Raw genomic sequence first — 18,979 nt, 5'->3', positions numbered from 1 at the left:
GCGATCAAGCGCGAGAACGCGATCAAGGGCATGCCCGTGCCCCTGCACCCTGGTGCAGAACGGTACTACCGCGAGGTCGGGTTGATCAAGTAATTGCCTGCGGCAGTGGCATGGGCCTCCCAGGCTGTGCCACCGGCCAGGCGGGGCCTTCGCGCCCCTATTTCCGTGTTGGCGTGCCCCTGCACCTTGTCGCGCATCTCCATGGTTCCATTGCGTCGACGTCCACAGATCGAATAAGACGATAGCGCTCCCGGGCCTGGGGCGCTGCCAGGGCCACCCGACACAGGGGCGGCTTCCCCCTCTCAATGAGTTTCCCATGCACAACGACAACGAGACGAAACCCGGCCAGCTCAGTGGCGCCATCTTCTGGATCGCCATCGCCTTTTCCTGCTTTCAACTCATCACAGCGGCCTTCAGCCCCCTGTCCAGCCAGGTGGTGCGCGCCATCCACGTGGGCTTCGTCATCCTGCTGGTATTTGCCATGCACCCGCCTTTTCACCGCAATGGGGGCGCGCTGCGCACTGCAGGCAAGGTACTGGGCTGGGCCCTTGGCCTGACCGGCTTCGTCTTCAGCCTGTACCACTGGGCGTACGAGGCCGACCTGACGCAGCGCGCAGGCGAACTCATCCCCATGGACTGGGTCATCGGCGTGGTCACCATCGCCCTCGTATTCGAGGCCGCCCGGCGCGTCATGGGCTGGGGCCTGCCCATCATCTGCGGCATCTTCCTGGCCTATGGCCTGTTCGGCCAGTACCTGCCCGGTGCACTGGCGCACCGCGGCTTTGGCATGGACCAGGTGGTCAGTGCCCTCGGTTTTGGCACAGAAGGCATCTACGGCACGCCCACCTATGTGTCGTCGACCTACATCTTTCTGTTCATCCTGTTCGGCGCCTTTCTCGAACAGGCCGGCATGATCCAGCTTTTCAACGATTTCGCCATGGGCACCGTGGGCCACACACGCGGTGGCCCGGCCAAGGTGTCAGTGATTTCATCGGGCCTCATGGGCACCATCAACGGCTCGGGCGTGGCCAACGTGGTCACCACCGGTCAGTTCACCATTCCGCTGATGAAACGCTTTGGCTATAGCAGCGCATTCGCTGGCGGCGTGGAAGCCACCTCCAGCATGGGCGGACAAATCATGCCGCCGGTAATGGGGGCGGTGGCATTCATCATGGCCGAGACGATCAATGTGCCCTACATCGCCATCGTCCAGGCCGCTCTGATCCCGGCCATCCTGTACTTTGTCACAGCCTTCTGGATGGTGCACCTGGAAGCCGGGAGCAAGGGCCTGCTCGGCCTGCCCAAGGACGAATGCCCCAACCCCTGGACCGCCGTGCGCCTGCGCTGGTACCTGCTGCTACCCCTGGTGGGCCTCGTGGCGCTGCTGTTCTCGGGCTACACACCACTGTTCTCGGGCACCGTGGGCCTGGGCTTGACGGTGATCCTGATCTTCGGCGCAGCGGTGCTGACCGGGGTGCAGGGCCTGGGCCTGCGCGCGGTCTTCTGGGTGCTGCTGGGCCTGGCCTGTGCGGGCTTCTTTGAGTTTGGCGTCGGCACTTTCTTTGTCCTTGCGGCGCTGCTGGTCGCCATCACCTACCTGCGCCGCGTGGGCGCGGACGCGCGCACCCTGGCGGTGCAGGCCCTGGTGGACGGTGCACGCCATGCACTGCCCGTGGCCATTGCCTGCGCGCTGGTAGGCGTGATCATCGGCATCATCAACCTCACCGGCGTAGCGGCGGAACTGGGGGGCCACATCATCGCCATTGGACGCAACAGCCTGTTCCTGGCGCTGCTGCTGACCATGGTCACCTGCCTGGTGCTGGGCATGGGGATTCCCACGATTCCCAACTACATCATCACCAGCTCGCTGGCAGCCCCGGTACTGCTGGAACTGGGCGTGCCACTCATCGTCTCGCACATGTTCGTGTTTTATTTCGGCATCATGGCCGACCTGACGCCGCCCGTCGCTCTGGCCGCGTTTGCCGCGGCCCCCATAGCGCGCGAGAGCGGCCTGAAGATCAGCCTGCAGGCCCTGCGGGTGGCCATTGCCGGGTTCATTGTGCCCTTCATGGCGGTCTACAGCCCAGCCTTGATGCTGCAGGGCGGCGGCGCCCTGGCCACGGCCTATGTGGTGCTCAAGGCCCTGATCGCCATTGGCATGTGGGGCGCCGGTGCCATCGGCTTTCTGCTCGGCCCGCTCAACCTGCTGGAACGGCTGACCGCCATTGTGGCTGCCAGCTTCCTGGTGGTTGCCCTGCCCATGACCGACGAGATCGGCCTGGCCGCCGTGGCTGCATTCGTGGCGTGGCATGTGTGGCGCACCCGCGCTGCGCGCCGCAGCCTGGTGGCGTGAGCCTTGCTGGCATCTGTCTGGCCCTGGCGGCTACGGCGGGAGCCACACCGCCGGTGTTCATCCCGGCGCAGCAGCTGACGCTGGCATGGACACATTCCATCGAAAAGCAGCGCTGGGAGGAAGACTACGCCGTGCAACCCGGCGCCACTGCACAGGCGCCGCCCGTGCTGCTGGCGCTGGCAGCCCGGGTGCGGGGTTCGGCCGCCGGTATGGAGCCCCCGGGGGACGCGCAGCTGGTTGATGGCTGGTACCAGTACCAGCCGCTAGAACACCAACCCGTCGCGCTGCGCCTGACACGCTCAGAATTCACCTCCGATTTCGAACTGTGTTTGCAAGGCCGCTGCCAGCCCATGGGCCACTGGTTACGCTCGGATGGCGGCATCACGTTGCTGACTGCCTGCAACGGGTCACCGGACGGACAGCCCAACCGGTAGCCCCTTTGATAAGTTCGAACCGTGAACTACGCGCAACTTCTTCTTCCGGATTTCTCGCTCATCCTGTGCGGATATCTCATTTGCCGCTACACAGCGCTCAACCGCAGCGTCTGGCAGCCCGTGGAGAGCCTGGTGTACTACCTGCTGTTCCCGGTACTGCTGTTCCAGTCCATCATCAAAAGCCCCATCGACACCAGTTCGGCCTCAGGCCTGATGCTGGCGGGGCTGCTGCTGAGCGGCGCGGGTATTGGCCTGTCGTACGTCCTGCCCTACCTGCCCTGGCTGGGGCAGCGCATCGACCTGCGCGACCACGCTGCTGCGGCGCAGGTGGCCTTCCGCTTCAACTCCTTCATTGGCCTGGCGCTGGCCGAACGCCTGGCGGGCAGCCAGGGCCTGCTGATGATTGCGGTGCTGATTGGTGTGTGCGTGCCGCTGCTCAACGTGGCCGCCGTGTGGCCCATGGCGCGCCAAGGCGAGCACCATTTTGGCCGCGAGCTGCTGCGCAACCCCTTGATCCTGGCCACCGCTACGGGCCTGGCGGCCAACCTGGCGGGCCTGCAACTCCCGGAATGGATGCAGCCCACCGTGAACCGCATTGGCGCCGCCTCGCTGGCGCTGGGCCTGATGGCGGCGGGCGCCGGCATGCAATTCAGCCTGTTGCAACGCGGCAAGCTGCTGACGGTATCGGTGCTGTCCATCCGCCACCTGCTGCAGCCTCTGATTGCCTGGGGTATCGCACGCTTGCTCGGTCTGGACCCAGTGCAAACGGCGGTGCTGCTGGCGTTTTCTGCGCTGCCCACCGCGTCAAGCTGCTATGTATTGGCAGCGCGCATGGGCTACAACGGCCCGTATGTGGCAGGCCTGGTTACGCTCTCGACCCTGCTGGGCCCGGCCAGTCTTGCGCTGGCCTTGGGTTTGCTGGGTTGAACAAAAAACTATCATTTATATAGCTGTCAGCGCTTACTGTACAAGCGCTAGAGGCACTTTTTAGTTAGATTTCACCTGCAGTGCCCAGGCCACATGCTCACGCACCAGGTCGCTGGCATCTTCGGCCCGCGCCTGCAGCGCAGCGCGCACACCGGCATCGCCCGTGGCGCGCAGTGCATTGCCCAGCGCGATAGCCACGTTGCGCAGCCAGCGTTCGTGGCCAATGCGGCGGATCGGGCCGCCTTCGGTCAGGCGCAGAAAGGTCGCCTCATCCCACGCAAAGAAGTGCACCAACTGCTGGCCCGTCAGACCGGCCCGGGCATCAAAGTCGGGCAGTTGGCTGGGCTGGGCGTATTTGTTCCAGGGGCAGACCAGCTGGCAATCGTCGCAGCCGTAGATGCGGTTGGCGAGCAGCGGCCGCATCTCCAGCGGGATCGGCCCCGCATGCTCGATGGTCAGGTACGAGATGCAGCGCCGCGCATCGAGCCGGTAGGGCGCGATGATGGCCTGCGTGGGGCACACGTCGATGCAGGCCTGGCACGACCCGCAATGCGCTGTGACAGGCTCGCTGGGCTCGAGCGGCATGTCCACATAAATCTCGCCCAGAAAGAACATCGAGCCACCCTCGCGGTTGAGCACCAGCGTGTGCTTGCCGCGCCAGCCCTGGCCGCTGCGCCGGGCCAGCTCGGCCTCCAGCACTGGCGCGGAATCGGTAAACACCCGGTGTCCCAGCGGGCCTACCGCCTGGGCAATACGGTCGCACAGCTTTTGCAGCCGGGCGCGCAAGACCTTGTGGTAGTCCCGCCCCCGGGCATAGACCGATACGATGCCCTCGGACGGGCGCTGCAGGCGCGCAAACTCCACAGCCTGCCAACCTGGGGGCATGTCGATGGGGGTATCACTGGGCAAGTAATCCATGCGCGCCGTGATCACGCTCACCGTGCCGGGCACCAGCTCGGCCGGGCGCGCGCGCTTAAGACCATGCGCCGCCATGTAATGCATCTCGCCATGGAACCCTTGCTCCAGCCATTGCATCAACCCATGCTCGGCCGAAGACAAATCCACGCCCGCCACGCCGATTTGGGAGAATCCCAGTTCGCGCGCCCATTGTTGAATTTGAGGAACCCATTGACTGCTGCTGATCACCATCGCCCCATTGTAGAAAGTGCCTCCGCGCTGGCAGTACGGCAAGCCACCTGGCACAGTGAGGATGACACTGCCGCTTTTGCCCAGCAACTGGCGGCGCAGCCCCTTCTGGCCAACGCCTTCATCACCCTGCACGGCAACCTGGGTGCAGGCAAAACCACGCTGGTGCGCCACCTGCTGCGCGCCCTGGGCGTGCAGGGCCGTATCAAGAGCCCAACCTATGCCGTGGTGGAGCCGCACGAGGCACCTGGCCTGGCGATCTGGCACTTCGATTTCTACCGTTTCAGCGATCCGCGCGAATGGGAAGACGCGGGTTTTCGCGATGTATTTGCCAGCCCCGGCCTGAAACTGGCAGAATGGCCAGAAAAGGCCGCAGCGCTGATTCCTGCTGCGGATGTTGCTATCCACATTGAAGCACCAGACGAGAGCTCCCGCCAAGTCGAACTACAGGCGCACACCGCTCTTGGTCAGCAACTGCTGCAAGGATTGAGCGCATGAACCCACCACCGCTGCACAACGCCCACCCCACCCTGCCCACGCGCCGCACTGTGTTGCAGGTCGGCAGCCTGGTGCTGTTGCTGGGCACGCAGCACATTGCGCGCGGCGCAACCATCCTGGCCGTGCGCGTGTGGCCCGCCCCCGAGTACTCGCGCGTCACGCTCGAATCCGATCAGCCACTGCGCGCCAAAAAATTCTTCATCAGCACGCCGCCGCGCCTGGCCGTTGACATCGAAGGGCTGGACCTGAGCCCCGAGCTGCGCGAACTGGTCGCCAAGGTGCAGCCCGACGACCCCAACATTGCGGGCATCCGCGTTGGCCAGAACGCCCCCGGCGTGGTGCGCCTGGTGGTTGACCTGAAACAGGCCGCTGTGCCCCAGGTGTTCTCGCTCGCCCCTGTGGCCGCTTACGGACACCGGCTGGTGTTCGACCTGTACCCCGAGAACGCGATCGACCCGCTCGAAGCACTGATTGCCGAGCGCTTGCGCGAGACCGGTGAAATCACCCCCACCGGCCCCCACCACGCTCCCGACGCCCAGTCCTGGAACCTGGAGGCGGCCGACCCGCTGGGCGAGCTGATTGCCCGCGCCGACACCCCGCGCAAAACCACCGCACCGGCCATCATTCCTGCCAAGCCCGAACCTGCGGCACCGATCACCCTCAAGGCGCAGCACACGGACCGGCTCATCATCATCGCCCTGGACCCCGGCCATGGCGGCGAAGACCCCGGCGCCGTCGGTCCCGCCGGTACACGCGAAAAAGACGTGGTGCTCAAAGTGGCCCACCTGCTGCGCGAACGCATCAACGCCACCACCGTGGGCGGCAACCCCATGCGTGCCTACCTCACACGCGATGGCGATTATTTCGTTCCCCTGGGTACGCGCGTGCAAAAGGCGCAGCGTGTGCAGGCCGACCTGTTCGTCAGCATCCACGCCGACGCCTTCACCAACCCCGAAGCACGCGGCGCCAGCGTGTTTGCACTCAGCCAAAGCGGCGCCTCCAGCTCGGCGGCACGCTGGCTGGCCAACAAGGAAAACCGGGCCGACCTGGTGGGAGGCCTGAACGTGCGCGCCAAAGACCAGCATGTGCAGCGTGCCCTGCTGGACATGAGCACCACCGCACAAATCAACGACAGCCTCAAGCTCGGCAGCGTGCTGCTGGGCGAGATCGGCAACGTCGGCAAGCTGCACAAGCCGCGCGTCGAACAAGCCGGGTTTGCCGTGCTCAAGGCGCCCGACATCCCCAGCGTGCTGGTGGAGACGGCCTTCATCAGCAACCCCCAGGAAGAGGCGCGCCTGCGCACCAGCGCCTACCAGGAGCAACTGGCCGATGCGCTGATGCGCGGCATCGTCCGCTACTTTGCCAAAAACCCGCCGCTGGCACGCAGTCGTTCGGTCTGAGACGGCGACCGACGCCCTGCATTTCTCTTCCTTCTAGCTTTCGCGCCGTCGCCTGTAAACGGTGACGACTCAAACGCGCATACCAAAGCGATCGCCTACTGGCCCTGCGCCCCTCGCAGATTGCGGCAAACGCCTGTTTACCAAAATCACGTGCTAACGGCTGCGAAATCGCCCTACCTCAAGCCCTCATCGACGCAGAGCGTGCCCATGTCACGCGCCAAAAGCAGGGATGCCATGAGATGCCTTCTGCCCGCGCACTCAGCAAAAACCGTTATTGTGTACAACTATTTTTTGGAATATAGGTTTTCAGATAAATTTATAGGGTAAACCCCCTTACTTTGAGGTATTTCAGCGCTGAGAATTTATGCATTGCACACAATCTTGGCAGCAAGCGTTAGACCTCTTCTTCGAAAACCAAGGTATTTACACCCCTACGCAGAGCCGCTCACCAACGGGCGGCCCAAATTTACACAGGAGCTTTTATGATCAATTCAAACCGCACCCTTCCCCTGACCGAGGGCTACTTCACCATCAAGGACGAACTTCCTGTGGAGCGCCTTGCCGCGGTCGAAGGCGTCAAGCCCAAAGGCGTTGTGGAAGTGCGGCGCGCGATGGTGGGCAACGAAATACTGATGCTGCATGTATTCCGTGAGAAGGGCCTGATCGACCCCGTGCACAAACATATGGACCACGAAACGGTGGCCTACCTGATCCGCGGCAAGCTGCGCTTGGTGATTGGCGGCAAGGAGTTCATCGCAGGGCCCGGCACTTCATGGATCCACCCCGTTGGTGTGGAGCATTTCAGCGAAGCACTGGAAGACTGCGAGCAGCTGGAAATCAAGTCGCCGCCCACCAAGACCTGGGTCAGCGAGTAACCCCTAGAACGGAGCACCACATGAACATGAGCGTGCAATTCGCCACCGCGGTATCGCGATTTCTGGCGCGACTGGGGGGAGCGTTGATCCTCGTCTGCGCCTTCCTGGTGTCGCTGGACGTTGTATTCCGTAACGTCTTCAAACTGGCCATTTTCGAGAGCTACGAGCTGACCGGTTACGGCATCGCGCTGGCCACCGCGTTTGGCCTGTCCTGGGCACTCATCACCAAGGCACACATCCGCATCGAGGTGCTCTACAACATGCTGGGTATCAAACCACGCGCCTACCTTGACATCTGCGCCCTGGCTACGCTTTCGGTGGTCGCGGCTGTGCTGGTTTACTACGGCGCCCTCGTCGTGCTGGACAACTGGGAACTGGACGCGCGCTCCAACTCAACGCTGCATGTGCCGCTGGCCATTCCGCAAGGCCTGTGGCTGCTGGGCCTGGCATGGTTCGCGGTGTGCGCCGCCATGCTTCTGGTGGTGGCAGCGAATGCGGTGGCGCGCGGTCGGCACCGTGAGGTGCAGGAAATGTTCGGTATTGCGACCGTATCGGAAGAGGTCGAAGCGTCCATGGATGGGACCGGGGTCAAGGTTACGCACGGTCCGGATATGGCCGCGTGCGCATCCCCTGCCCGGGCAGGAGCCTGACATGTTGCTTGTCTCCACTATTCTTCTGCTGCTCTTCATCGCCAGCAGCCTCTATGTCGGCGCAGCCATCGGCGTGCTCGGTGCGTCGCTTTCAAGCCTGTACTCCACCCTGCCGCTGATGCGCGGTGTGGGCGAAATGGCGTGGGGAACCTCGTCCGATTTCACCTTGGTGGCCGTCCCGATGTTCATTCTGATGGGGGAGATGCTGCTGCGTTCCGGTCTGGCGGAAAAGATGTTTGACGCGCTCGACAAGTGGGTGGGCCACATCCCGGGCGGGCTCATGCACACCAACATCGCCGCCTCGACACTGTTCGCCGCCACCTCGGGCTCCAGCGTGGCCACGGCCGCCACGGTCGGCACGGTGTCGATTCCGAACATGCACAAGCACGGCTACCGCCCGGCCTTGTTTCTGGGTTCCATCGCCGCTGGCGGCACGCTGGGCATCCTGATTCCGCCGAGCATCAACATGGTGCTGTATGGCGCTCTGTCCGAGACATCGGTGTCGGATTTGTACCTGGCAGGCTTCATTCCGGGGCTGTTGATGGCGCTGCTGTTTTCTATGCTGGTCTTCATCGCCTGCGTGGTCAACCGCAAACTCGCCCCGCGCAAGCCGCGCGCGTCGTGGGGGGAACGGCTGCGCGCACTGTGGGCGCTCGGCCCACCGCTCTACCTGTTCATGCTGGTGGTCGGATCCATCTATCTCGGATGGGCCACTCCCACCGAGGCCTCCGCGCTCGGCGTGGTCGGTACCTTCCTGTACGTAGTGACCACTGGCAAGTTCAGCTGGGAGCGGTTGTGGACGGCGCTGGAAGGCACGGTGCGCACCACTGCCATGGTCATGCTCATCGTGATCAGCGCGTACTTCCTGAACTTTGTGATGTCCACCATCGGACTCACCGACATCGCCGTCAAGGCAGTGGGCTCGCTGACCTGGGATCCCCTCTACGTCATGCTGGCCATCGTGGCGGTGTATCTGCTGCTGGGCTGCTTTGTTGAAACGCTCACCTTGATGGTCGCCACAACGCCCATCATCGTTCCCATCGTGGTTGCTTTGGGTTACGACCCGGTCTGGTTTGGCGTGGTCTTCGTGATCCTGATCGAACTGGCCCTGATCACTCCGCCCATTGGCATGAACCTGTTCGTCGTGCAGTCGGTGCGCACCAGCGGCGCATTCCGCGACGTGGCGCTTGGCTCGCTGCCGTTCGCCGCTGTGATGCTGGGCGTCATCTTCCTGCTGCTGGCCGTCCCCGAGCTCGCCACCTGGCTGCCTAAGACCTACAACGCTCTCAAATAACCGTGACCCGCGCCGCCGGTCCCGGCTGGCTGCGGCGCCCTCTTGCTTTCGGATTCCCCCAAACCCTCCAGAGGAGACAACCATGACCACCTTCCCGATTCGCACCCTGCTCGCTGCCAGTTGCCTGGTCTTCAGCGGCGCGGCGCTGGCCCAAGCCATGCCCAAAGCCACCTTGAATGTGGTGGGCAACCTCGGTATTACGACCCAATCAAAAGAGCTGGAAGCGCCCATGTGGACACAGGGCATTCCTGCCGCTTCAGGCGGAGCCATCACCGTCACCTTCAAGCCCTGGAACGAAATGGGTCTCAAGGGCGGGGAAGTGATCAAGCTGCTGAGGCAGGGACTTTTTGATGTCGGAACCACGGTGTTGGGTTTCTTGGCCGGCGAGGCGGCCATCAACGACGCCCTCGACTTGGCCGGTGTGTCCACCTCCATCGATATGGCGCAGGACGCCATCAAGGCGTTCCGCCCCCATCTCGATGAGTACTACGCCAAGAACCAGCAGGTCAAGGTGATAGGCGTCACGAGCTATTGAGACCAGGTCTTTTTCTGCCGCAAGGAGTTCAACGGTCTGGCCGATCTGAAGGGCCGCAAGGTGCGCGTGTCCGGTTCCTCGCAGGCGGATTTTGTTGAGTATTTTGGCGGATCGGGCATCAACATGCCCTTCGGCGACGTGCAGCAGGCCCTGCAAAACGGTGTACTCGACTGCGCGATCACCGGCATCCTTGGCGGCTACAAGGCCAAGTGGTACGAGGGCGCTACCCACCTCTATCGCCTCCCTATCAATTTCGCCGCGAGTTTTTCCGCCGCGAACATGAAATCCTGGAACAAGCTCAGCCCCGCCGCACAGAAAGTCATCACCGACCAGTACCAGAAGCTGGAAAAAGATGTCTACGCGCAGAACGTGCGTGAGAACGAAATCGGCATCGCCTGCAACACCGGCAAGGGCAACTGCCCCGAAGGTCCTGCCGCCTCCATGGTGCTGGTCGACGTCAAGCCCGCGGACCTGGAACTGCGCCGCAAGGCCCTGCTGGAGCGCGTTCTGCCACGCTGGGCCGCGCGCTGCGGCGAAGCCTGCGTGAAGAACTGGAACGACAGCGTCGGCAAGGTCGTCGACCTCAAGGCCGTCGCCGGCAAATAAATGCTTCCTGCCATGACCACCAAGGAGTCCCCCATGTCCACCTGGACCAGTGCCCAGGAGTACGAACTCACTGAAGAAAATCTGCGCTTGTTGCTTGACAACAAGATCGCGGCCATCCGCATTCGTGGCTTTGCCACGCCCGAGGAGTGCACCCGCTTCGCCGCGGCTGCGAAACAGGGAAACATGCAGTACTACAACGTGAGCGACCGGATCGGCTTCATCGGGCTGGCGCAATACCAGTACCGCTGGACCAAGACCAAGCAGGAGTTTCTGGACGACGCCGTCAAGGCCCAAGCGGACGTGCAAGCCGTGTTCAACGACTCCTTTGACGCTTTGACCCGTCTGATGGAGCGGCTGCGCGCCGTCTGGCCCCAGCCGGTGGAACTGGCCAACGAGGACGGCCGTGAGTATTTCGCCGGAATCATCCGCTCCACCAGCGACAAGATCGATCTGCACGTGGACTGGGCTCCCGTGAACTCGCCGGACTACGCCATTGGCGCCATCGATGCGCAACTTGGCTGGAACTTCTTTGCCGAAGAGCTCGAATCCGGTGGCCACACCACGGTCCACAACAACCCGTGGAACCCCGAAGTCGCGGCGGGCGAAATCCCGAAGAGCTATGGACTGGACCGCGCCCTTACCGAAGGCGTGCCCAACTTCGTCTACCGCGCCACCACGGGCGACGTGGTGATTTTCAACACCCGCAACCCGCACGAGATCGCGCCCGGCACCGCCAAGCCGGGCGGCAGCCGCGTGTCGATCGGCTCGTTTGTCGGACGCATGCCCGACAACCGACTCGTTCTGTGGGCTTGAAGGAGCAGATGCCGTGATCGTGGAAATGCGCTCTTACGTGCTGCGCCCCGGCGCCCTGCCCGAGTTCATGCGCCTGATGGGCAGCGAAGGCATTGGCATAGAACGCCCCGTCTTGGGCGAGATGCTGGGCTTTTACAGCACCGAAATCGGCGCTATCAACAAAGTCATCCACCTCTGGCGCTACGCGTCCTTTGAAGACCGCCAGCAGCGCCGCGCGCAATTGGCGGCATCGCCCGAATGGACTGCCTTCGTGCCCAAGGTGCTGCCGCTGATCCAGGAAATGCACAACGAGTTGCTCAACCCAGCGCCATTTTCGCCGCAGTGAACCGCCCCTTCGGCGCCCCACCTTTTTGTGAATGTAGCAAGAAAGATGACGATTAAAAAGACCAATGCCCCCCTATCCGGCCTCGTGGTGCTGGACCTGACACACATGCTGTCGGGCCCCTACGGCACCATGACCTTGTCGGATTTGGGTGCGCGCACGATCAAGGTAGAGCCCCCGGGCAAGGGCGAGGGCACGCGCCAGCTGCTGGCGGACACGCCGGCGTACTCACGCGATGGCATGGGCGCGTACTTCCTGACCCTCAACCGCGGCAAGGAAAGTGTGGCACTCGACCTCAAGAGCCAAGAAGGATTGCAGGTCTTCTACGACCTGGTGCGCCATGCCGACATCGTGTTCGACAACTTCAGTGCAGGCGTCACGCAACGCCTGCGCATCGACCACGCCACGCTCTCGAAAATCAACCCGCGCATCATCACCTGCACCGTCACCGGGTTCGGTGAAACCGGCCCGGACACGCAGCGCCCCGCCTTTGACCAGGTGGTGCAGGCCATGGGGGGCGGCATGTCGATCACCGGCGATGGCGCAGGCCTGCCGACCCGCTCGGGCATTCCCATGGGCGACCTGGGCGGTGGCATTTTTGGCGCCATGGGCGTGCTCGCGGCCGTAATCTCCCGCGAACGCACGGGCGAAGGCCAACACGTGGACGTGTCCATGCTCGACGTGCAGATCTCGCTGCTCAACTACATGGCCACCATGCACCTGATGTCGGGTGACGTGCCGCAGCGCATCGGAAACAGCCACTTCGTGCACGTGCCCTACAACGTCTATCCCACGCAGGACGGCTACGTCGTGGTGGCCTGCATCGGCGACGGGTTCTTTGCCCGCTTTCTCGAGATGTTGCCGCTGCCGGAACTGCAGAACCCGGAATACGAAAAGCAGCCCGCACGCCTGCGCGACAAGGAAAAGATCGACGCGGCGATTGGCGCGGCTTTCCAACGGGAGTCCACGGCCCATTGGCTGGAGCGGCTGCGCAGCCACCGCATTCCCTGCGGTCCGGTGAACAACTTCGCGCAGGCGCTTTCCGATCCGCAAGTCATTGCACGCGACATGGTCAAGAAGATGCGCTTGGTCGGTGGTGCTGAAATCCCCACCACGGGGGTGCCCATGAAGTTCTCCTCCACCCATGCGCAGTATTTCACCGCGCCGCCGCGCGTGGGCGAAGACTCGCAAGCCGTGCTGCGCGAGCTTCTCGGCTACAGCGACGCCAAGATCAGCGAACTGGCAGGCAGCGGCGCCCTCGGGGTGTGGGCATGATCATGGCGTCCGAACAGGTGCGCATCACCGACGTGGGCCCACGCGACGGCTTGCAAAGCCAGAAAACCCTGGTGCCCGTGGCTGGCAAGCTGGCCCTCATTGAGGCGCTGTGGGGGGCGGGCATGCCTGCCATCGAAGCGACCAGCTTTGTCTCGCCCCAGGCCGTGCCGCAGATGGCCGACGCGGATGCGCTGCTGCCCGCTATCGCCGTGCCGGCGGGACGCAGCCTTTCGGCGCTGGTGCCCAACCAACGCGGCCTCGAGCGCGCGCTGCGGGCGGGCTGCCGCGAAATTGCCGTCGTCCTTTCGGCCACCGAAACCATGAACCAGCGGAACATCCGCATGGGGCTGGATGAGGCCATCGCCACGGCGCGCGACACCTTGCGCGACGCCCAAGCCCAAGGCCTGGCGACGCGCGCCTACATCGCCGTGGCCTTTGCCTGCCCTTTCGAAGGCAACACGCCTACGGATCGGGTTCACGCTCTGAGCGTGGCCATGGCCGAAGCCGGAGCCGGCGAAATCGTGGTTGCCGACACCATCGGCGCGGCCGCGCCTTGCGACGTGCAGCGCGTGGTGCAAGCCCTTCTCGCATCCCTGCCGGCGCAGACCTTGGGCCTGCACCTGCACGACACCCGCGGCATGGCCCTGGCCAATGCCTGGCAGGGCCTGCAGATGGGCGTGCGCCGGTTCGACGCCAGCATTGGCGGGCTGGGGGGTTGCCCGTTTGCGCCAGGCGCTGCAGGCAATCTCGCCACCGAGGACCTGGCGCTCTTGTGTGCACAGGCGGGTCTGGACACACAACTCGACATGGAGGCACTGGTGCGGGCCATCGACGTGGCCGAAACCCTGGTGGGATACCCCGTGGGGGGCCGCAGCCTGCGCTGGATCCGCCAAAACCTGCCTGCATTGGCGAGGCCCTCGGCAGCGCAGGCGGGCGCCGCATCCACCCCTCGGTAATGCGATCCCCAAGCAGCAAAAAACAGCGGGGCAAGCACTCCGCAGAAATGAGCATATGACCGATTCACTGGGCTGGCGCCAAAAATTCGCAGTTCTGATTCCCTCCACCAACACCTCGGTACAACCCGAGTTCGACGCGATGCGGCCGGTGGGCGTGACGAACCACATCAGCCGCATCCGCATTCCCAATATCCCGCTGCATACCAACGAAGACTTCAATCGCCTGATCGAGCTCATCGCGGGAGCGCAAAACGAGGCCGTTGACGCAGTGATGTCCTGCGAGCCCACGCGTCTGGTGCTGGGCATTTCGGCTGAGACCTTCTGGGACGGCTTGCAGGCCAGCGTCCGCCTCAAGGCCGAACTCGAAGCGCGCACCCAGCTCCCGGTTTCCATGGGTTCCGAGGCCTGTGGCCGCGCGTTCGAGCGCCTGGGCGTCAAAACCATTGCCGTGCTCACGCCCTACCAGCCCGTGGGCGATGAAAACGTGGTGCGCTTTTTTGAAGAAGCGGGCTTTCGCGTCAAACGCATCAAGGGGCTGAAGTGCGAGAGCCCCGTAAAGATTGCCCACGTCAGCGAACGGGAGCTGACCCGTGCCCTGCGCGAGATCGATGGCGACGACATCGACGGCATCATCCAGGTCGGCACCAATCTCGCCATGGCGCGACTGGCAGCCCAGGCAGAACTTTGGCTGGACAAACCGGTGGTGGCCATCAACACGGCCATCTACTGGGATGCATTGCGCTCGTCAGGCATCGAGGACAAGATGGCGGGTTTCGGCTCCCTGCTCGAAAAGCACTAACACCAAAATTCCACACACCATGAACGCCCCCGACATTGCCTCGTCGAACTCCAAGTCGACAGCACCGCACCGCATCTATGCGGTGATCAAGGAACGGATCATCGATGGCACCTACCATCCGGGCCAGCGCCTCACCGAGCAGAGCTTTGCCGACGAGTTCGAGGCCTCGCGCACTCCCGTTCGGGAAGCCATCCGACTGCTGGCATCCGAAGGCTACGTGGTCTTCCGGCCCAACAGCGGCACGGTAGTGCGCTCCTGGAGCGTGGCGGAATTACTGGAGATTTTTCGCCTTCGCGCACGCCTCGAAGCCGATATCTGTGGCAACGCAGCGCTGCACATCAACGCAGAGCAAATCGACCGTTTGTGCGTACTGCAGGATGCTATCGAGCTTGAAGGCACCGACAACAGCGAGGCCAACACGACGCGGGTGAGTCGCTTGAACAGAGAGTTCCACGATCTCATCGCCGTGGCGAGCCAACAGGAGCGCATGGCGGCCGTACTGGCCAAGGCCATCGAGGTGCCGGTGGTGCACCGCACCTTCCGCAGTTACAGCCCGCAGCAAATGCAGCGCAGCTTTTCTCAGCACCGCGAGCTGATCGACGCATTCAAGGCCCACGACCACGACTGGGCAGTCGCCATCATGCGATGCCACATCCATGCCGCCAAGAACGCCATCCTCCACCCAAAAGCACCAGCTATCGCTGGATCCTTGCCATGAACCGAGATGATCTGATTGCCAACTATGCCGCCCAGGGCGCTTTCGGGGCAGGTCTGGGCACCGGAACCCGCCAGGCCGTGTTGATGGTGGATTTCGCCCAAGCCTACTTCGAGCAGGGTTCGCCTCTGTACGCCGAGGCACCGCAAACCCTTGAGGGCGCCAGTGCACTGCTGGCCTGGGCCCGCAGCCGCAGCCTGCCTGTATTGCACACCCGCGTGGAATACGACGCCCTGGGCGTCAATGGCGGTTACTTCTTCCGCAAAGTGCCGGCGCTGAAAGTGTTCTGCGTCGGAAACCCACTGGGCGACTTTGCGCCTGCAGCGCAGCCCTTGCCTGGCGAACCCGTCGTAACCAAACAGTACGCCAGCGCATTCTTCGGTACCTCGCTCGCGAGCACTCTGCGCTCCCTGGGCGTGGATTGCGTGCTGATTGCGGGCATGAGTACCAGCGGCTGCGTGCGGGCCACAGCACTGGACACGCTTCAAAATGGCTTCATCCCCATCGTCGTGGCCGACGCCTGCGGCGACCGGCACCCTGCTCCACACGAGACCAGCCTGTTTGACCTGCAAGCAAAATATGCCGACGTGATGACTTTTGCACAGGTGCAGGCTGCGCTGGACATCGCCTCGCCCTGAAGCCCGAGGGGGTCGGACATTTCGTCCAACGTTCGCTTGCATGGCACTCTAAGGTTTGAGAGACTGACACGCTCGGTCTTTTTTGAAGGAAACCGCCATGGCCCTGCCGCACACTGCCTCCTCCGAAATCGTTCGCATCGCACCGCTCGGAACCGCGCTTGCAGGCGCCGTGACCAGCGCCATCCTGAAGGCCAATGAGCTGGAGGTAATCCGCATCGTGGTGCCCAAGGGCAAAACCCTGCCACAGCATCAGGTACCAGGTGAGATCACGTTTTACTGCATCGAGGGCGAGGTGGAACTGCAAACCGAAAGGGCGGCGCAGGTACTGGCGGCGGGTGATTTCGTGCACCTGCGGGGTGGCGCAGCGCACGCGCTCACGGGGCACACCGATGCCTCGCTGCTGTTGACGATCAGCTTATGTACGGCGCGCGACGGTCTGCCCGGCTGACAGCGCCGCCCGCTGACACCTGATGCGATGGGCGTCCTACACGCACGCCGCCGGAACCGCACGATAGTGGATGCATCGGCTTGGCGCGCAAACATTTCGTTTGTGGCGCCAGTGTTCCACTTCGCAGAAAGGCCCACGCCATGATGTCCCGTCACTTTGCTCTTGCCATCGCCCTCACCGCCACCCTGGGTCTGGGCGCATGCTCCTCTAACCCCACCAACACGCAGATCGGCACTGGCGTTGGCGCAGTGGTCGGCGGCGTCGCCGGTGGAGCCTTGCTTGGCACAGGCGGCGCCATTGCCGGCGCTGCCGGTGGCGCCCTGGTGGGCCATGAGCTGGGTGAGGACCGGGATCAGCGCCGCGCCCCTCGTCGCTGAGAATTCTTATGCGCTTTTGGCCCTGGAGCCGCGCCACGCACCAAACAGGGCAATCAACCCGGGGATGAAGATCAGCGCCCAGATGATCTTGTCCAGGTGTTCACGCACCCAGGCCAGGTTGCCAAAAAAGTAGCCCGCCGTGCAGATGCCCACCACCCACAGCACAGCGCCACCCACGTTGAAGGCAGTGAACTTGCCCCGCTCCATGGCAGCCACGCCCGCCACAAAGGGCGCAAAGGTGCGGATAAACGGCATAAAGCGCGCCAACACGATGGTGATGCCGCCGTAGCGTTCATAAAAGGCATGTGCCTGGTCGAACGCACGGCGATTGAACCAGCGCGAGTTCTCCCACTGGAACACTTTGGGCCCAAAGTAGCGGCCAATGCTGTAGTTGCTTTGGTCGCCCAGAACGGCGGCCGCCAAGAGCACAACCACGGCAGGCACGAACTCCATCAGCCCGGCGCCGCACAGCGCGCCCACGATGAACAGCAACGAATCGCCCGGCAAGAAGGGCATGACGACCACGCCGGTTTCCACAAAAACAATGAGAAACAGCAGCGCATACACCCACACGCCATAGGCCACCACAAAGGCTTCAAGGTGTTTGTCCACATGCAGGATGAAGTCGATCAGGAAGGCAATGATTTCCATGGGGCTCTCTAAGGATTGGGCCGCATTATCCCCAGCAATCTTTGGCCTTCTAAAATCGGCTGGGTGACCCCAACCGATTCCACTCCTCCCGCCCGCCGCCCCATCCGCGACCTGCCCGACGAACTCATCAGCCAGATAGCGGCCGGCGAGGTCGTGGAGCGCCCTGCCTCGGTGGTGCGAGAACTGGTAGACAACGCCCTGGACGCCGGTGCCACCCAGATCACCGTGCGGCTGCTGGCAGGCGGCGTGCGGCTGATTGCCGTGGAGGACGACGGCGGCGGTATTCCGCAAAGCGAACTCCCCGTAGCACTGCGCCGCCATGCGACCAGCAAGATCACCAATCTGCACGACCTGGAAACCGTGGCCACCATGGGGTTTCGGGGCGAGGCACTGGCCGCCATTGCCTCGGTATCAGAAATGGCCCTGCTCTCGCGCCCCGCTGCGCAGGCCAGCGCTTTTTTGCTCGATGCGCGCAGCGGTGAGCTGCGCCCCGTGGCCCGCAGCAGCGGCACCACGGTGGAGGTCAAAGAGCTGTTTTTCAGCACACCGGCGCGGCGCAAGTTTCTCAAGCAGGATGCCACCGAGCTGGCCCATTGCGTGGAAGCCGTGCGCCGCCACGCGCTGGCGCGGCCCGATGTGGGCTTTGCCATCTGGCACGAAGGCAAGCTGGTGGAACAGTGGCGCGCCACGCTGGTACAGGGCGAGCCCGACCAGGGCCATGCCCTGGCACGCCGCCTGGCCGATGTGCTGGGCGAGGATTTCGTGGCGCAATCGGTGCCGGTGCTGCACAGCGAGGGGCGGCTCACCATCACCGGCCGTGCAGGCCTGCCCAGCGCCGCACGCTCGCGCGCCGACCAGCAGTATTGCTACGTCAACGGCCGCTTTGTGCGCGACAAGGTCATCACGCACGCCGCGCGCAGCGCCTACGAAGACGTGCTGCACGGCCAGCGCCAGCCGGTGTATGCGCTGTATATCGACATCGACCCGGCGCGCGTGGACGTGAACGTGCACCCCACCAAGATCGAGGTCCGCTTTCGCGACAGCCGCGAAGTGCACCAGGCGGTGCGCCACGCGGTGGAAAACGCCCTGGCTGTCCCCCGCGCTGCAGCGCTGATGGCGGCACCTGCGCCCGCCGTTTCGACAGAGAATTTAGAGAAAAAATGGCCTCCAACGCCCACCCATCAAGCGCAATCAGCTATCAAATTTGCTTGATTAGCAATGAGTCTCAGGCAGGGTCTTGACGATGCTGGGCAGGCGAGCAATACTG

21 protein-coding genes and 2 pseudogenes are annotated in these 18,979 nt (G+C 63.5%); 21 read left to right on the top strand and 2 right to left on the bottom strand.

The genetic code is table 11. From position 1 onward, the window contains the following. The 4 genes from ACYVOC_RS05935 to ACYVOC_RS05920 form a co-directional block, all read left to right on the top strand. The coding region (locus ACYVOC_RS05935) for a TAXI family TRAP transporter solute-binding subunit (RefSeq protein WP_461161195.1) at window positions 1-93 on the top strand (93 nt) is incomplete at its 5' end. 223 nt (window positions 94-316) lie between these two features. Then, complete coding sequence (locus ACYVOC_RS05930) at window positions 317-2,353, top strand: TRAP transporter permease (RefSeq protein WP_461161186.1); 2,037 nt, start codon at window positions 317-319, stop codon at window positions 2,351-2,353. Then, on the top strand, window positions 2,350-2,787 hold the full coding sequence (locus tag ACYVOC_RS05925) for a DUF1850 domain-containing protein (protein ID WP_461161185.1): 438 nt from the start codon (window positions 2,350-2,352) through the stop codon (window positions 2,785-2,787). The genes ACYVOC_RS05930 and ACYVOC_RS05925 overlap by 4 nt, the downstream gene beginning before the upstream one ends. A 21-nt stretch (window positions 2,788-2,808) precedes the next feature. Next, window positions 2,809-3,714: an AEC family transporter gene (locus ACYVOC_RS05920; protein ID WP_461161184.1), complete on the top strand. Its 906-nt coding sequence runs from the start codon at window positions 2,809-2,811 to the stop codon at window positions 3,712-3,714. 60 nt (window positions 3,715-3,774) lie between these two features. Here ACYVOC_RS05920 and queG read toward each other — a convergent pair whose 3' ends face one another. Next, on the bottom strand, window positions 3,775-4,830 hold the full coding sequence (gene queG / locus ACYVOC_RS05915) for a tRNA epoxyqueuosine(34) reductase QueG (RefSeq protein WP_116006066.1): 1,056 nt from the start codon (window positions 4,828-4,830) through the stop codon (window positions 3,775-3,777). Window positions 4,831-4,842: 12 nt separating this feature from the next. On the opposite strand from queG, the gene tsaE reads away from it, so the two are divergent. The 16 genes and pseudogenes from tsaE to ACYVOC_RS05835 all read left to right on the top strand — a co-directional run bounded on the left by tsaE (window position 4,843) and on the right by ACYVOC_RS05835 (window position 17,061). Beyond that, complete coding sequence (tsaE, locus tag ACYVOC_RS05910) at window positions 4,843-5,358, top strand: tRNA (adenosine(37)-N6)-threonylcarbamoyltransferase complex ATPase subunit type 1 TsaE (protein ID WP_461161183.1); 516 nt, start codon at window positions 4,843-4,845, stop codon at window positions 5,356-5,358. Then, the gene (locus tag ACYVOC_RS05905) at window positions 5,355-6,758 is read left to right on the top strand and encodes an N-acetylmuramoyl-L-alanine amidase (RefSeq protein WP_116004175.1); all 1,404 of its coding nucleotides are present in this window, start codon (window positions 5,355-5,357) and stop codon (window positions 6,756-6,758) included. Before tsaE ends, ACYVOC_RS05905 begins: the two co-directional genes overlap by 4 nt. 482 nt (window positions 6,759-7,240) lie before the next feature. Next, entirely contained in the window at window positions 7,241-7,633 is a 393-nt protein-coding gene (locus ACYVOC_RS05900; protein WP_116004176.1) for a cupin domain-containing protein, read from the top strand. Between the two features lie 20 nt (window positions 7,634-7,653). Continuing rightward, window positions 7,654-8,283 carry a TRAP transporter small permease subunit gene (locus ACYVOC_RS05895; protein WP_158550289.1) on the top strand — a complete coding sequence of 210 codons (630 nt, stop codon included), beginning with the start codon at window positions 7,654-7,656 and terminating at the stop codon, window positions 8,281-8,283. 1 nt (window position 8,284) lies between these two features. After that, window positions 8,285-9,577 carry a TRAP transporter large permease gene (locus ACYVOC_RS05890; protein ID WP_116004178.1) on the top strand — a complete coding sequence of 431 codons (1,293 nt, stop codon included), beginning with the start codon at window positions 8,285-8,287 and terminating at the stop codon, window positions 9,575-9,577. 82 nt (window positions 9,578-9,659) lie between these two features. Beyond that, window positions 9,660-10,112: a type 2 periplasmic-binding domain-containing protein gene (locus tag ACYVOC_RS05885; RefSeq protein ID WP_461161182.1), complete on the top strand. Its 453-nt coding sequence runs from the start codon at window positions 9,660-9,662 to the stop codon at window positions 10,110-10,112. Window positions 10,113-10,133: 21 nt separating this feature from the next. Continuing rightward, window positions 10,134-10,718, top strand: a pseudogene (gene dctP / locus ACYVOC_RS05880) (TRAP transporter substrate-binding protein DctP); the annotation flags it as partial. 33 nt (window positions 10,719-10,751) lie between these two features. Then, a complete protein-coding gene (locus ACYVOC_RS05875; protein ID WP_133243610.1) occupies window positions 10,752-11,531 on the top strand; it encodes a 2OG-Fe(II)-dependent halogenase WelO5 family protein in 780 nt (259 codons plus the stop codon). A 13-nt stretch (window positions 11,532-11,544) separates the two neighbouring features. Further along, a complete protein-coding gene (locus ACYVOC_RS05870; RefSeq protein WP_116004180.1) occupies window positions 11,545-11,856 on the top strand; it encodes an NIPSNAP family protein in 312 nt (103 codons plus the stop codon). A 45-nt stretch (window positions 11,857-11,901) separates the two neighbouring features. After that, window positions 11,902-13,128 carry a CaiB/BaiF CoA transferase family protein gene (locus ACYVOC_RS05865; RefSeq protein WP_116004181.1) on the top strand — a complete coding sequence of 409 codons (1,227 nt, stop codon included), beginning with the start codon at window positions 11,902-11,904 and terminating at the stop codon, window positions 13,126-13,128. Beyond that, a complete protein-coding gene (locus ACYVOC_RS05860; RefSeq protein ID WP_199562981.1) occupies window positions 13,125-14,084 on the top strand; it encodes a hydroxymethylglutaryl-CoA lyase in 960 nt (319 codons plus the stop codon). The genes ACYVOC_RS05865 and ACYVOC_RS05860 overlap by 4 nt, the downstream gene beginning before the upstream one ends. A gap of 55 nt (window positions 14,085-14,139) precedes the next feature. Further along, window positions 14,140-14,883, top strand: coding sequence for a maleate cis-trans isomerase family protein (locus tag ACYVOC_RS05855; RefSeq protein ID WP_116004182.1), 744 nt, complete (start codon window positions 14,140-14,142; stop codon window positions 14,881-14,883). Between the two features lie 19 nt (window positions 14,884-14,902). Continuing rightward, on the top strand, window positions 14,903-15,601 hold the full coding sequence (locus tag ACYVOC_RS05850; protein ID WP_158550290.1) for a GntR family transcriptional regulator: 699 nt from the start codon (window positions 14,903-14,905) through the stop codon (window positions 15,599-15,601). Beyond that, on the top strand, window positions 15,598-16,236 hold the full coding sequence (locus ACYVOC_RS05845; protein WP_116004184.1) for an isochorismatase family protein: 639 nt from the start codon (window positions 15,598-15,600) through the stop codon (window positions 16,234-16,236). The genes ACYVOC_RS05850 and ACYVOC_RS05845 overlap by 4 nt, the downstream gene beginning before the upstream one ends. 97 nt (window positions 16,237-16,333) lie before the next feature. Beyond that, window positions 16,334-16,684 carry a cupin domain-containing protein gene (locus ACYVOC_RS05840; protein WP_116004185.1) on the top strand — a complete coding sequence of 117 codons (351 nt, stop codon included), beginning with the start codon at window positions 16,334-16,336 and terminating at the stop codon, window positions 16,682-16,684. Window positions 16,685-16,824: 140 nt separating this feature from the next. Then, on the top strand, window positions 16,825-17,061 hold the full coding sequence (locus ACYVOC_RS05835; RefSeq protein ID WP_116004186.1) for an osmotically inducible lipoprotein OsmB: 237 nt from the start codon (window positions 16,825-16,827) through the stop codon (window positions 17,059-17,061). Between the two features lie 6 nt (window positions 17,062-17,067). On the opposite strand, the gene ACYVOC_RS05830 is transcribed toward ACYVOC_RS05835, so the two are convergent. Beyond that, a complete protein-coding gene (locus tag ACYVOC_RS05830; RefSeq protein WP_461161181.1) occupies window positions 17,068-17,712 on the bottom strand; it encodes a DedA family protein in 645 nt (214 codons plus the stop codon). A 54-nt stretch (window positions 17,713-17,766) separates the two neighbouring features. On the opposite strand from ACYVOC_RS05830, the pseudogene mutL reads away from it, so the two are divergent. Further along, a pseudogene (gene mutL, locus ACYVOC_RS05825) lies at window positions 17,767-18,834 on the top strand (DNA mismatch repair endonuclease MutL); the annotation flags it as partial. Window positions 18,835-18,979: the final 145 nt, after the last annotated feature.

It is taken from the genome of Simplicispira piscis (genome assembly GCF_054783455.1).
Note: the sequence above shows the minus strand (reverse complement) of the source record. Positions and strands in the feature narration are given on the sequence as shown.

Excerpts from the sequence above, each read along its gene's own strand:
- ACYVOC_RS05835 (WP_116004186.1), top strand. The coding sequence starts at position 16,825 with ATGATGTCCCGTCACTTTGCTCTTGCCATCGCCCTCACCGCCACCCTG.
- ACYVOC_RS05875 (WP_133243610.1), top strand. The coding sequence starts at position 10,752 with ATGTCCACCTGGACCAGTGCCCAGGAGTACGAACTCACTGAAGAAAAT.
- ACYVOC_RS05830 (WP_461161181.1), bottom strand. The coding sequence starts at position 17,712 with ATGGAAATCATTGCCTTCCTGATCGACTTCATCCTGCATGTGGACAAA.
- ACYVOC_RS05865 (WP_116004181.1), top strand. The coding sequence starts at position 11,902 with ATGACGATTAAAAAGACCAATGCCCCCCTATCCGGCCTCGTGGTGCTG.
- ACYVOC_RS05905 (WP_116004175.1), top strand. The coding sequence starts at position 5,355 with ATGAACCCACCACCGCTGCACAACGCCCACCCCACCCTGCCCACGCGC.
- ACYVOC_RS05850 (WP_158550290.1), top strand. The coding sequence starts at position 14,903 with ATGAACGCCCCCGACATTGCCTCGTCGAACTCCAAGTCGACAGCACCG.
- ACYVOC_RS05860 (WP_199562981.1), top strand. The coding sequence starts at position 13,125 with ATGATCATGGCGTCCGAACAGGTGCGCATCACCGACGTGGGCCCACGC.
- ACYVOC_RS05885 (WP_461161182.1), top strand. The coding sequence starts at position 9,660 with ATGACCACCTTCCCGATTCGCACCCTGCTCGCTGCCAGTTGCCTGGTC.
- ACYVOC_RS05840 (WP_116004185.1), top strand. The coding sequence starts at position 16,334 with ATGGCCCTGCCGCACACTGCCTCCTCCGAAATCGTTCGCATCGCACCG.
- ACYVOC_RS05855 (WP_116004182.1), top strand. The coding sequence starts at position 14,140 with ATGACCGATTCACTGGGCTGGCGCCAAAAATTCGCAGTTCTGATTCCC.
- ACYVOC_RS05930 (WP_461161186.1), top strand. The coding sequence starts at position 317 with ATGCACAACGACAACGAGACGAAACCCGGCCAGCTCAGTGGCGCCATC.
- ACYVOC_RS05900 (WP_116004176.1), top strand. The coding sequence starts at position 7,241 with ATGATCAATTCAAACCGCACCCTTCCCCTGACCGAGGGCTACTTCACC.
- ACYVOC_RS05890 (WP_116004178.1), top strand. The coding sequence starts at position 8,285 with ATGTTGCTTGTCTCCACTATTCTTCTGCTGCTCTTCATCGCCAGCAGC.
- ACYVOC_RS05895 (WP_158550289.1), top strand. The coding sequence starts at position 7,654 with ATGAACATGAGCGTGCAATTCGCCACCGCGGTATCGCGATTTCTGGCG.
- ACYVOC_RS05845 (WP_116004184.1), top strand. The coding sequence starts at position 15,598 with ATGAACCGAGATGATCTGATTGCCAACTATGCCGCCCAGGGCGCTTTC.